The 13,050-nt window shown below is 59.4% G+C and carries 9 protein-coding genes; 3 read left to right on the forward strand and 6 right to left on the reverse strand.

Annotated features, from left to right (window positions below; all coding sequences use genetic code 11):
* Window positions 1-124 precede the first annotated feature (124 nt).
* A complete protein-coding gene (locus JNK74_11820; GenBank protein MBL7646865.1) occupies window positions 125-976 on the forward strand; it encodes a hypothetical protein in 852 nt (283 codons plus the stop codon).
* A 366-nt stretch (window positions 977-1,342) separates the two neighbouring features.
* Window positions 1,343-1,882 (forward strand): hypothetical protein, encoded by a 540-nt coding sequence (locus JNK74_11825; GenBank protein ID MBL7646866.1) that lies wholly within the window; start codon window positions 1,343-1,345, stop codon window positions 1,880-1,882.
* Between the two features lie 87 nt (window positions 1,883-1,969).
* Here JNK74_11825 and JNK74_11830 read toward each other — a convergent pair whose 3' ends face one another.
* The 6 genes from JNK74_11830 to JNK74_11855 form a co-directional block, all read right to left on the reverse strand.
* Window positions 1,970-2,533, reverse strand: coding sequence for a hypothetical protein (locus tag JNK74_11830; protein MBL7646867.1), 564 nt, complete (start codon window positions 2,531-2,533; stop codon window positions 1,970-1,972).
* Entirely contained in the window at window positions 2,530-4,272 is a 1,743-nt protein-coding gene (locus JNK74_11835) for a hypothetical protein (protein MBL7646868.1), read from the reverse strand. The genes JNK74_11830 and JNK74_11835 overlap by 4 nt, the downstream gene beginning before the upstream one ends.
* Window positions 4,273-4,274: 2 nt before the next feature.
* Window positions 4,275-4,901, reverse strand: coding sequence for a prepilin-type N-terminal cleavage/methylation domain-containing protein (locus JNK74_11840; protein ID MBL7646869.1), 627 nt, complete (start codon window positions 4,899-4,901; stop codon window positions 4,275-4,277).
* 1 nt (window position 4,902) lies between these two features.
* Window positions 4,903-5,361, reverse strand: coding sequence for a hypothetical protein (locus tag JNK74_11845; protein ID MBL7646870.1), 459 nt, complete (start codon window positions 5,359-5,361; stop codon window positions 4,903-4,905).
* Between the two features lie 236 nt (window positions 5,362-5,597).
* Window positions 5,598-7,292 carry an alkaline phosphatase family protein gene (locus JNK74_11850; GenBank protein MBL7646871.1) on the reverse strand — a complete coding sequence of 565 codons (1,695 nt, stop codon included), beginning with the start codon at window positions 7,290-7,292 and terminating at the stop codon, window positions 5,598-5,600.
* Window positions 7,293-7,600: 308 nt separating this feature from the next.
* Window positions 7,601-10,387 carry a hypothetical protein gene (locus JNK74_11855; protein ID MBL7646872.1) on the reverse strand — a complete coding sequence of 929 codons (2,787 nt, stop codon included), beginning with the start codon at window positions 10,385-10,387 and terminating at the stop codon, window positions 7,601-7,603.
* 398 nt (window positions 10,388-10,785) lie between these two features.
* Between JNK74_11855 and JNK74_11860 the strand changes: the two genes are divergently transcribed.
* Window positions 10,786-12,999, forward strand: coding sequence for a leucine-rich repeat domain-containing protein (locus tag JNK74_11860; GenBank protein MBL7646873.1), 2,214 nt, complete (start codon window positions 10,786-10,788; stop codon window positions 12,997-12,999).
* Window positions 13,000-13,050: the final 51 nt, after the last annotated feature.

Consider the following 13,050-nt stretch of genomic DNA (forward strand, 5'->3'; position numbering starts at 1 on the left):
TCGAGGCCGCGTTGCGCCCGGCACCAGCCCAGCGACGCCGGCCCTGGGGAGGTTCAAGTCGAGTGCTCCCCCACCGCTGCATTGGTGATTCTTCACCTGCACCACGAAAACGAAAGGGAGTGTAATGCGTATTCTGGAGTTCCTGAAAGATTCCAAGGGCGATGTGGAAGCCTCCGGCCTGATACACGAATGCGGGCTGTTCGCCATGTACCACCGGGTATTCACCCTGGAAGAGCAACAGCGCATTGAGTCCCGCCAGGCGGACTTCCCGTTCACCCGGGGAGAATACATTGCATCGCGCCTCGGCGAGATCGACATGATCAGCGATCTCGCCATTTTTTCCCAGCGTTTCAGCGGTTCCCTGGAAGATCGCTTCATTGCGGTCCGACTGAAATATGTCGGGGCTTGCTTTCTTATTGAGGCGGGCGACTGGTACGCCCTCCACCTCTTCATACAGGAGATTATCCGGGATGCGGACCATCTCCGGATGCAGTTGCCCGCCGCCCGCGCCTTCACCAAAGAGTGCTGCGAGCAGCACATCAAGTATTCGCAGCAGATCCTCCACAGCGTGCCCGCCGGCAACCTTCAGGGCGAGCACCTGGGTTACTGGGTCATGTCTCACCTGCTGGAAGAAGAAACGAACTATGACCGTGCGCTCCACTACGCCGAGCAGGGACTTCACCTCGGCTGGCAGGGCAACTGGGAGGCGCGGATCAAGCACCTTCAGAAACTTGCGCCACCCCGAAGCACCAAATCCACCATCATCAACACGAGCGGTGGTCGCGCGTCGTCGCTGCCAACTCCGCCCCCCCGTTCCCTCCATGGCGCGGCGCCCACGCCCCCGCCCCAGTCGAGCGAGCGGAATGTGATGTGTGGGCAGTGCGGCCAGAAGATGCGAATTCCGGCCACATTTACCAAGGCCTTCGGCGCGTGCGTCAAGTGCGGGAGCCGGGTCGACATTCCCGAGCTCTCGTAACCCGCTCTTTTCCATTGTTCCATTTCAGCGCATTGTTATCAGTATTTTTATCTTGCGCATAGCCATCTTTTCTGATAGTCTGAAATCGCAGCACGTATGATGGTAACCTCAGCGTGCTGGGTAGGGCCGCCGCGCGGTGTATTCACCCACGGCGGCTGAGCTTTTTCAGGGGGATCAATCTGGCCCTCGCCGACTTTCTCCCCGAAACTCGGTTCGACCTTTGCAGGTCCTACTGGCATCAAGGCAACTCGGGCATGCCGGGTAGCCCCTCGAATAAACGGGTACGGTCGACCCTGCGACGTCCCCATGGGGCACCTGCCTGGCATGGACCAAACCCCAACGTATTATCGAGAGGAAAGAGGAATCATGAAGTCTTCGTACACCCACATCGCCGTGGCGGTCGTGATGGCCGCCGGAGCCGTCTTTGCGGGCGGCGCACTGGTCAGCGCCCAGAATTCCGTAGACACGGAGCTGACTACCGCAATCACGAAGCTGAATCCGGAGCAGAAAGCGGCGCTCCTGGTGCTGGTCAACAGTATCGTTCAAGCCGCGACCCCACAGGAGTCCCCGGAAGAAGGGGCGATGAAGACGGTCAAGGCCTATGTGAAGGCCGCCGAAGACGCGGATGTGGAAGGCCTGATGGCCCAGATTTCCGATAACTTCAACCACTATGAAGTCGGCGACAAAGCGGCGCTGCGGGGCTTCGTGGACCAGGTAAAGACCGAAGGGATGCTGGAAGACATCACGGGCAACACCGAAGAAGCCACGACCAAAGTCGAAGGGGATATCGTTACCGTGTATCCCGTGGAGCTTGAGGGCATATTCGGCACGGTTACCTATGAATTCAAGCTGAAGAAAGAGGGCGACACCTGGAAAATTGTCGGTTTTGACATGACCGGGGTCTGACCCGACATCGGGGTTTATCGCCGGAGGGTGGCGCGCCGCCCTCCGGCGTTTTCACAGTCGCCCGGCGGGAGAGGAGACAGTGGGCGCTCATTGATCGAGCGCCTCCATTGCGACGCGATGGCCGTCGCTGCCCTCGGGGAAGACTTCAAGCATGTGGCGATAGAGCTGGCGGAGATCCTGGTGCCTTTCAAGCGCCTCATAACATGAAATCAGCTCGCGGTAGGCGCCAAGTATCCCCTCCCAGTCGGGATAGCGCTCGATCAGGATCTCATAGTAGCCTGCGGCTGCCCGATAGTCGCCCTTTTTCTGCCGGAGTAGATTGCCCAGCGCGCTGAGCCGCGCCGCGGCCTCGTCGGGCTCCAGTTCCTTATCGAGTTGGACCAGATGGTCGGCAATAACGGGATCGGCGTCCGGGGCGGGCGCGGCGACCCCAGGCCCGCGTTTCGCGGCCAGTGCGGCGTCGAGGGCGCTGCGGAGCGCGCGCTGATCACGTTCCTTCTGATCCGTAGCCGCTTCCCCCGCGTCGGTGGGGGTAATCGCGCTGGAAAGCTCGCCGCGCGGCCCCAGGACCAGGGCGATGATGATTGCGAGGGCCAACAGCGCTATCGCGCCGTTCCACGGGTTCCAGGCCCCCGCGAGCGTCCATTTCACAAGTCGCGCTCCCGCCAGGAGATCTGCTTGAGCGCGGTGACCGGAACGTCGCCGACCATGCCTTCGGGGAGGTTGTCTCCGAGCGTCGGAACCTGAAAAACGTCGGGAGCCGTGAGACCCAGATTGAACTGATTGGACACCAGCGTGCCCGCAACCTGGGCCTGCTTCAGGGAAACGACCTGCTTTTCGGCATAGAATGCGCCCATCAGCTTAAGTTTTGAATTAAAGACGAGATCGAGCAGCGACGAACCGATGGTGATGTTCTCCGTCGCCATGATGCCTAGAACATTCTTCACGGGAAAGCTCATGACGCTATCTGCGGGATTGCCCTTGTTGCAGGTCAACAGGTTCGCGTCGAGGCGCACGTTTCCGTCGACCAGGATCGCGCCCCGGCCCGTGTAGTTGATGGTTTTCTCGTTGCCCCGGCCGGTGATCGTCAGGTTGCCGTCGATGGCGATCTGACCGTTGATATCCAGCACGTCGCGCGTCTTGTCGAAGAGGATGTAGTCATCCGTCTTGGGTGGCGCGACCGTAGGCAAAGAACCCTGGCGCTGTTCGCCCGTGGTGGCGTTCCAGTAGAAATGATCGCCGCGCGCATCGATGGTGACGTTGCCCGTGTACTGGCCGTCGTCGGGATCGTCCGCCGCCCCCACAAGGACCTCTCGGAAATACTCACCGTGGGTGTAGGGCGCGCCGGTGTCGGGGTTTTGCTGGGGCTCGCCCCCAATCGGATTGCGCCAGGCCCCGCCCAACAGGGGGAAGACGACGCGGTCGGCCAGATCATACAGCGCGTCCCAGCCGTTGTCGCTGAACACATTCTGCGGATCGCCGCGATCACCGTCGGGCGTTACCGCGTCGCCGATCCAGCCCCCGGTCACGAAGACGCCGTCGAGGGTTTCCTTGACGCCGTTGCCGAAGGCCTGGGCATCGCCGAGCGTCGAACCACCCGCCAGCCCAATGACGCCGTTGCGCGCGCGGAACTCCGCACCCAGCGTCTCCACGGTTTCTCCCGCCACGACGGTCTCGGGCAGATTGGGAATCCGATTGCGCAATTCGTTTGGAATTCCCTGATAATAATTCCGGACCTGGTTTCCGCCGCCCAGTCCGAGGGAGGAGGTCAGGCCGAGCACGCCGCCGAGCAGATTGTCGCCCAGCAGGTGAACCGAGCCCCGGGCGTTAATGCTGCCGTTGATTAGCCCGCCCAACACGCCGGGGCCGGCGAATACGGCGTTTTCCCAGACCCCCACTTTCTTCGCCTGGCACACGACCTCCAGTTCGCGCGTGACGGCGCCGTTGCGCCCGATCGCGTAGACCGTGTACATCCGGGTCTCCGACGGATCGTCCACGGAACCATCGCCGTTGTTGTCGCGCTCGTCCGCCGCCCAATCCACGGAGTACGCGGCATACTCCACGTCTTCCTTGGAGGGCATGGTCCGGGGCGTAACCCCGTCGGCGTCCAGGTCGGGCATGAGGAAATTGTTGTCGTCGTCCCATTGGGGCTTCCACCCGTCCATCCCGATGATGCCATCGCCACCGGACTCCAACTCCACCCAGGCCGCGGCCAGCGCCGCGTCGGCTCCCAGTTGGGCCGCGCTCACGTCGCCATATTGCTCGACAACTTTTCGCTGCTGCATGGCCCGCGACGCGAGGAGCCCCGTGACCAGGAGCGCGATACCGATAAAAAACAACGCCATGAGGAGCGCCATCCCGCGCTCCCTCTTGTTTGTTGGATCCGCCATGCTCAGTTCCTCGGTGCGATGAGTTGGTTGAATTCCTGAAGAATCTCGTGGCCCCGGCGGGAGGTGCTCAGGGTCCGGATGGTCACCCGGATGCCGCCTTCTTCCTCCGCGACCCAGAATCCCGCCGTGTTTTCGGCGGACTGTGCCGTCCCTTTTGCCGATGCCGGAGAGGGTGTTGGTCCCGGGGCCGGTGAGAGGCCGTTGGCCAGTACGCGAATCGACTCGCCGCTGATCATGATCAACTGGGACTGGGACATCCCGTCCTTGTTCTGATCGTGCTTATCGCGCCGGATCTCTACTTCAGGGCCGAGCTCCAGGGCATTCGCGCCGTTCACCGCGAGGCCATTGCCGTCGAGATCCTCCGGCATGCGAAAAGTCAGTATGTCCGTCGGCATCTGCTCCAGATTGATGGTTTCCCGGACGGCCTGGCGGAGGCGGGGCGCGACGGCGAGGAGGCCCCGACGCGCCTCATCGTTTCCCCTGATTTTCAGGTCCTGGATGGCCGCCGTATCGCCAATGCCCAGGGATAGGGAGAAAAGCACCCCCATGAGCACCACAAGAATCGCCACGGCGACCGTGAGTTCGACCAGAGTGAAGCCATTTTCGCGGTCGATGTTGCTGGCCGCCATATCAGTGGGGCACCAGGGTCGTGGCGGTTGACTGAAATACGTGACCGTTTGGCGCGCTCCACAGCAATACCGCCTGCACTTCCAGGGGGTTGGGAAGGTCGGGTAATTCTGCGGCTTCGCCGTCTTCTTGCGGCAGCGGGAGGTTTACCGGGGCGCCCTCGCGATCAAAGCACACGAGCGATATGGCCCGTTTCACGCCCGGCCGCGCCGGGCTGGGTGGCTGATAGACCAGCAAAGTTTCCAAAGGCATGCGACCGACCTTTTCCATGACGCTGGAAAGCTCCGTGTCCGCAAGGGCCCGATCCTCGTTGATTCGCGCAACGAGGGTGATGCTGATGAGGGACCCGAACAGGAGTGAAAGGGCCATGGCGAGAATGCCGGATGCGAAGGTGACTTCCAGGAGGGTCATCCCGTCGTCTGGTCGCAGGAGCGCGCGAAAATGTTGAAAGACACACTTCATCTGCCCAATTCCTGTCAAGATCGTTCACTGTTGCCATTGCTATCGTACCACGCATTCGTAGAAACACCAAAGGCACCCGCAATATTCTCTATTTAGGCAAGAATTTTCTACAGTAATACGAGCGGACAAAAATGACCCAAATGTGACTGAAAGCAGAAGGGCTCCGGGAGGGCCGGAGCCGGAGGGTGAACGTTCTGATCCGAGACGGACCGCACGCCTCAAATGTAAACTTTACCTTACAGGTAGCCCAGGCCTTCGAGGCGCGCCCGCAATTCCTCTTCCTCGTCGTCGGTCAGACCGCCGCCCGTCGTGCTGCTGGAGCCGGTGGTGTCCAGCAGGGTAATGGGATTTGCCGTGAGCACGGCGGGATCGATGATTTCCTCGATCACGCGCCCGTCCATGTCGTCGGGAACGGGCAGACCGAGCAGATACAGGATCGTGGGGGCCATATCGATCAGACAGGCGTGGGTCTCGCCGCCGGGGCGGGCGCCGTTGCCGTTGGCCATGACGATACCCTCCATGAGGTGGTTGCCATAGAGGGTATTGTTCGGATAAACCGGCTCTTTAGACTGGAACCCGAAGAAACACACGGGCATGTGCTTCTTCTCCAGCGGAAGGGGCATGATGTCGGGACCCCAGGGGGTATAGGGGCCTTTGTACATGTCTTTTTTCAGGTGGATCGGATGGGCCACACACTCGCCGGTCACGGGATTCTTCAAGTGCTCCAGACGCGCCACAATGGCGTCGCGCACGGTTTCATATTCCGATTCCGGCACGGAGCCGTGGGGGCGGATGCCCTCCGAGTTAATGAAAATGCCGCTCCAACCAAAGGGCGCATAGGCCCGGGTCTTCGCCCAGTCGACATCGCGGTTCAAGTCGAGCATGCCGGGGATGCGCAGGGAGCCGGAAGACTTCTGTAGCGTGGCTTCGGGGGCGGTGGCCTTGAGCTTCATGGCGAATTTCAGGAAGGGGTAGACCAGGCGGGTGGCGTTCTGCGGCGTGACGCCCAGATCCCACAGCAGCTTCTTGAAGCGGACCTTCGGCGTGTTTTTCAGCACGATAAAGCCTTCTTTAAGCAGCCAACTGTTCAGATCGATGAAATAGTGGGTAGGACCGAATCCGTGATCGGAAATGACGAAGGTGAGGCCGTCCTCCCCCACTTTTTCGGCCAGACGGCCAATGTAGGTATCGCAGAGGGTGTAGTACGCATCAATCCGGGGGCCGAATTTGGCCGCCATGGCCGCGTCGTATTTCGGATGGGTCGGGTCAAACCAGTGCCAGAGCTCATGCTGGAGGCGGTCCGTGCCCCAGATGTGCAGCATGGTGAAGTCGGGCTGGTGCCGATCAAAAAGCTTTTCGCAGACCTCGAACTTGGTGCGGTCCATGAACTCGAGTTCGTCGAGGAACAGGGTGGCGTTTTTCTCCGAGTGCGCACATACAAAGGACATGGTCTCGAAGAAGTGGGGATAGCGGCCATATTCACCCACGAGCTCTTCCACCAGTTCGCGGGGGTGGGCCCAGTCCGTGGCACCGGCGGGCGTGAGGAATCCGCTGATCATGGCACCCTGGATGGGCTTCACGGGGTAGGACGTGGGCACGTTGAGCACCAGCGAGGTCTTACCCGCCTCGGTGAGGTAGTCCCAGATGGTTTTGCCGTCGCGGACCTTGGAATTCACGGGCCGTTCACGCTTCTTCTCGGGATCATAGACTAGGAAGTCGAAGACACCGTGCTTTCCCGGGTTCTTACCGGTCATGAACGAGGGCCAGGCCGCGGGGGTTTCAGGCGGAAAAATGGAATCCAACTCGCCCACGGCACCGCCTTCGCAGAGGCGCTTCAGGTTGGGCATTTGCCCGGCTTCCATGCGGGGGCGCAGGATGTTCCAGGTGGCCCCGTCGAGGCCAATACACATGATTTTTCGGGGAGCGGACACGGGGGAATTCCTCGCTCGTTTAAGAGATGAACGCCCGCGCGCGAAGCGAGGCGGATGACTCGGGTTGGGGCGGAAAGAATACTACATTTGAGGGGGCATGCGCGAATTGGGAACGAAATCAAGATGCAGAAGACGTCGGATCGACGGATTCAAGTGCGATCTGCAATAACCTACACGCGACAAGAAATTCTGTTGCTGCGGTGGTCTGGCAGTCCCGCTTCCGCACGCTGACGCACCAAAAAACACGGACGCGTCCGGTCTCATTGACCCGACGCGTCCTTGACGTCATTGTCACAATTAACCGCCGTCTACCGGCGAGAATTCACCCCACCCTGATTCAGCAACTGGTCCAGGCGGCTGGGTTCAGCCGTTGCGGGCTGCTCCGCGCGTATCGGCTCGCGACCGGCCAGTTCCGTGAGAACCTCCATGGCCTCCTCGGTCATGGGGAATTTGCCGGGATACTCGATCCACTCGATACTGCCGTCCAAGTACGTCACATGGCCGCCACGCAAGTTACCGTGGTTATCCGGCCATTCGATCAACACGGGAATATCCTGTTCGCCAAAAACGACGGGAAAAGGCTCCAGCGTGTCCGAATCATATTCATATGCAACGCCATAGCGAAGCCTGCGCACGGGCTGCCCGTTTGCCTCCAGATCCACCGTAAAGTCTCCGCCAGCCCCAAGCGCCGCGGGATAGGCCGTCGCGAAGCGCTCCAGCGAGGGCTGATCGAAGACCGCATAGCCGAGATACATGTAGCTGTGGTCCGTTGCCGAGGGCTGGTGATACGCCGCCCACGAGCCGGGGCAATTGGTGCGCCGCAAGTCGTCTAGATGATGGGTGATAAACGATTCATTGTCAAACATGAGGTTATTGGGCGTGCCCGACAGCGGTGTGTATCGATACGACGGCGACAAATAGGAATGCAGTCGCAGCATGTTGCTCACGGCATTCAAATTGTTCGAGCACAACACCTGGTTGTACGGGTCATTCTCCATAAAGTAATTCATCTGCTTCCACGAGGTGGTGGGCGTCCACCCGGCGATAGCGCCGAGGGTGGTGATCGTCGCCGTGGTCATCGGAAATTCGCCGGGATAGTCGTGCCATTCCACGTGGCCGTCCATGTAGTAAACGTGTCCGCCGGTACGCCCTTCGTGATTGCCCGGCCACTCGATCATCACCGGTACGTCGTACTCGGTAATCTGCTCCTGGAGAGGCGTACCCGGCGGTATTACAAAGGAATTTACCACGCCCTCGCGGAGGCGCAAGATGGCCTCACCGTAACTGGAAGGCGTTTCAATATCCGCACCGAACCCGATTCCATTCGCCAGCGCGGGATAGGCCGCTGCGAAGGCCTGCACGTCACTGTCGTTCATCAGCGCATAGCCCAGATAAGCGTAGTGCTGGTCGTCGAACAATGGATTCGGAATCTCCACACCCGTGCCGGGGCACACCAGATCTCTCGGATCGCTGAGTTCGGCAGGATAGAGCTCGGGACCGTACATCAACCGACCGGGCTCCGCTGGCAGTGGCGGATACAGTCCCTGGATATAGTCTCCATAGGCATATCTTAGCGTGGCGTAACCTGCGGAAAAGATGTTCCGGTTGCAATTTCTAACCGCCCCATAGGGATCCGGCCCCACGGGAGCACTCCAACCAAAATCCGGTGCCCAGGCGGTTTTCTCGGGAACCTGCGCAAGTTCGCGCAACGTGGTGATCGTGGACTCAGACATGGGGAACTCGCCGGGATAGTCGTGCCATTCCACATGACCATCCAGGTACAGTACGTTCCCGCCCGACAGCCCTCGGTAATTATCCGGCCATTCAATGGCTATGGGAATCTCTTGTGGAAGCTGATAGTATCCACCGGGATCATTAATGTCCGTAATGAGAAAACGCTGAACGCCGTCTCGCAGGCGCAAAATCTGACCGCCGTAACTGGATTCATGCTCCAGGTCCGAGGAAAAATCTCCCCCCGCGCCCAGCTCCTCATTATAAGCCTCCGCGAAATGCGTGACGTCGTCGTCGTTGAGCAGCATATAACCGAGGTAGACAAAATCGTTGTCATCGAAGAACGGCGGTGGTGTGGGCTGTTCCACCCCGGGTGAATTGACCAGATTTCGATCCACGGTAAATTCGGGATAGATCTCCGAGGCGCGCAGCATCAACTTGCTCGGGTCGGCGCTCAACGCAGGATAGAATAAGCCCGAATCCGAGTAAGCGAATTCGAGGATGGCGTTACCCAGATTGTAAAGCTTGCTGCGCGCCTGCGAAATATATCCGCCTGCCCCCGAGGCGTAGGGATAGTCCGCAAAGGGTCCGTTGTTGTTCCAGGCGGTCGGCGCGGTGTGCCCCGCCAGCGTCGCCAGGATGGTCATGCTGGCCTCCGTCATCGGAAACTTTCCAGGATACTCCACCCACTCCACGTGGCCGTCCATATAAAGGACGTTTCCGCCCCAACCTTCGCCGTGGTTGTTCGGCCAGTCCCAGATTACGGGGATCGTCGAGGTAATCGCTTGCGAAGCCCCTGCATTGTTGATGTCCGTAATCAGGAATCGCTCAACGCCTTCGCGCATTCGGTAGATCCTGTCGCCGTAGCTCGACGCCGCCATCAAGTAGTTTACGTCAAAATTGCCGCCAGCAGAAATCTGGGCCGCATAGGCACCCGCAAACGCTTCCACGTCCTGATCGTTGCGAAGAATGAAGCCGGTGTATCCATAGTAGGTGTCGTCATAGAGCGAAGCCGGGGCTTCGCGAAGCGGCGCCGGGCACATGAAGGTCTGTACGGGACTCGTGTATTGCAGGAAGGTGCTGTCGAATTCGGCAATCGCGGCGGCATCACCAAACATCAGGGTGCCCGGAACATTGGAGAGCGTCGGATACTTCTCACCACTTGAATTGTCCTGATATTCTCGGATGGCCCAGTTCGCCATTTGCAGGCGATACCGACAATCATTGATGTGATCATAGTCCTGATAGACCTGAGTTAAGTCGTAGCGCCAGATCTTGCCCGCCAGCGCAAAAGCGGTGGTGGCGACGGCGCACAGGGCCATGAAAGAGAGTGTAAAGCGCAGCACATTCTTACGACGGGGCATGACAAAGCCTCTGAAACGATTTAAGGGAAGGGAAGGGTGTGATTGCAGGTGCGCGGCGCGCGCGAAAATATGAAACACCAGATGAAAGGAGATTGAAGGCGCCACATTGAAGGCGTATACGATGTGAATTCCCCAAGCCCGACCTCCCCCGTTTACTCAAAAACGAGTTGCGCGATACCAGCGTTCCAAGCAAAACTATACCGCACGCCCTCCGAATTTGCAAGCGATAACGCCTGATTCATGTGGCGATCTGTGCACCCGAGAGGACCACACTATAAATATGCTTGTCAACTATATATTGCCACAAAATTCGTACTAGTCAACAGCCCGTTGATCTGCTATCATTGGGGCGTTACATTGGGCAAATTCAACATGTGGGCTTTCTCCGGAGGGGAACAATGAAGTCGTTAAACGGTATGCTGCTGCTGTTTCTGTGCGTTGCGGGGGCCCACGCCGAAGTCTACCGGGTTGACGATGATTCCACTTCCCCCAATCCCAATGGCGCGAGTTGGGCTTCGGCGTTTTCCTCTATTCGCGATGCCGTTCAGGCCGCCCATCAGGCGGGCGGCGGCGAAGTGTGGGTCGCCGAGGGAACCTACACCGGATCGGCGGGCAACCCCATCGACAGCGGCGGCGCGGCGGCGGGCGACACTTCCCTCATTCTTCTCGAAGGTGTACATGTCTACGGCGGCTTCAGCGGCGTCGAATCCCTTCGCGAAGCGCGCGATTGGCAAGACCACCCCACCATTATCGACGGGCAGAACGTGCGCCGGTGCGTCTTCAGTTCGGGCATTCCCTATGGGGGCGCCACGCTCGATGGCTTCACGGTCCGGCGTGGTCACACGGTCGAATTCGGCGGTGGACTTTACAACGATCAATCCGCTCCCCTCGTCGCCAACTGCCGTTTCGAGAACAATCATGCCGCGCTGCACGGCGGCGGCGTTTTCAACTACAAATCTCCCGCACTCCTCTTTGCGGGCAGGTCGCTCTACGACACGGAAATTGCTGAACAAGCGGGCTTGGATCTCGTTCCGGCGTTTTCGGGTGTGGTCTTTCAGAACAATTCCGCGGTCTACGGCGGCGGCGGCGTCTACTCCGACGCGAACTTTCTGGTGCTCGAACGCTGTGTTTTCGACGGTAACACGGCGGGTGTCGGCGGCGGCATGTATGACAAGGGCGGCAAGACCGAATTCTTCCGAACCACCTTTCAGAACAACACGGCCACCGATGCGGGCGCGGGCTATTGCTACGAAGGCACTTCGACGACTGAGTTCACCAACTGCCTGCTGAACGACAACAATTCGGGCACCACGGGCGGTGGCATCTACCACGACGGCTACCGCGTCTCCCTGACCCACACGACCGTTGCGAAAAACAGCGCACCCCAGGGCGGCGGCGTTTTCGGGGGCCAGGCCTTCTCGCTGGCGCTCAATACCATTGCCTACGACAACGGCGCGACGAACATTGATGACGCCTCCGACTCCCCTTTCACTATGCTGGCCTCCTGCCTGGAATTTGAGCCCGCCGACCCCGCCCAGGGCGTGATCAATGTTGACCCGCTCTTCCTAAAGCCGCAACTTGGTTTCTTCGGCCTGGCAAGCAACTCTCCCGCCCTCGACGCGGGCATCAGTGGCTGGATCAACGTCCTCGACGACCTCAATGGCGCCCCACGCCCCCAGGGCCCGGAAGTGGACATGGGCGCGCTGGAAGACCACACCCCACCGGTTGTCACGGACAGCGACAATGACGGCCTGCTCGATGCCTGGGAAATTGAGCACTTTGGCAACCTGAATCAGAACGGTCAGGAGGATTTCGACAACGATGGCCTGACCAACGCGGAAGAGTTTGAGAATCAGACCGATCCAACCGACGCGGACTCCGACAACGACGGCCACAACGACGGCGCGGAAGTGAACGATGGGCGTGATCCCAACGATCCTGGCGATTACCCGGGGCTTGTGGTATTTGCCGACCCCAATCTGGAAGCGGCGGTGCGCAGCGCCATAAATCTTCCATTGGGGCCCATCTGGGTATCTGATGTGGTAGGCGTGGGTTTCACTTCCCTCACCGCGACGAACAGCGCTATTCAAGATCTCAGCGGACTCGAGTATTGTACCGACCTCACCTCGGTCAACTTCAATCGGAATCTCATCACCGACCTCACACCGCTGGCGAGTCTCCCCAACCTGACTACCGCCTACATCAGCTCCAATGAAGTGTACGATCTCGGCCCCCTCGCGATGAATACGTCGATCAAGCGACTTCTTATGGAAAACAATCACCTATCGGATGTCTCGCCACTGGCGTTCATGAGTCAGTTGACCGAGCTTACGCTGAATAACAACGCAATCTCGAACATTGGACCGCTCGCCGCGCTACCCAACCTCCAGTCTCTCTCGCTCATCCGAAACGGCATAACGAGCTTTGCCGCGCTCTCTGGCATGACCAGCTTGAAGGAGCTTCGTATCAGGGAGAATGCGATCACCTCCATAGTGCCGGTTAACGGCCTGCCAAATATCGAACTGTTTGACGTTTCATACAATAGCGTGTCCGTGATTCCATCGGGCCTTCAACTTCCAAAACTTAGGGTGCAGATCTGCTATTACCGCTAATAATGCCAGATAAATATAGTTGTGGGCTCCGGGTTGGAATTGGCTATACTT

The organism is Candidatus Hydrogenedentota bacterium (assembly GCA_016791475.1).
In the GTDB taxonomy this organism is placed as follows: Bacteria; Hydrogenedentota; Hydrogenedentia; order Hydrogenedentales; family JAEUWI01; genus JAEUWI01.

Excerpts from the sequence above, each read along its gene's own strand:
- JNK74_11825 (MBL7646866.1), top strand. The coding sequence starts at position 1,343 with ATGAAGTCTTCGTACACCCACATCGCCGTGGCGGTCGTGATGGCCGCC.
- JNK74_11820 (MBL7646865.1), top strand. The coding sequence starts at position 125 with ATGCGTATTCTGGAGTTCCTGAAAGATTCCAAGGGCGATGTGGAAGCC.
- JNK74_11840 (MBL7646869.1), bottom strand. The coding sequence starts at position 4,901 with ATGGCGGCCAGCAACATCGACCGCGAAAATGGCTTCACTCTGGTCGAA.
- JNK74_11845 (MBL7646870.1), bottom strand. The coding sequence starts at position 5,361 with ATGAAGTGTGTCTTTCAACATTTTCGCGCGCTCCTGCGACCAGACGAC.
- JNK74_11835 (MBL7646868.1), bottom strand. The coding sequence starts at position 4,272 with ATGGCGGATCCAACAAACAAGAGGGAGCGCGGGATGGCGCTCCTCATG.
- JNK74_11860 (MBL7646873.1), top strand. The coding sequence starts at position 10,786 with ATGAAGTCGTTAAACGGTATGCTGCTGCTGTTTCTGTGCGTTGCGGGG.
- JNK74_11855 (MBL7646872.1), bottom strand. The coding sequence starts at position 10,387 with ATGCCCCGTCGTAAGAATGTGCTGCGCTTTACACTCTCTTTCATGGCC.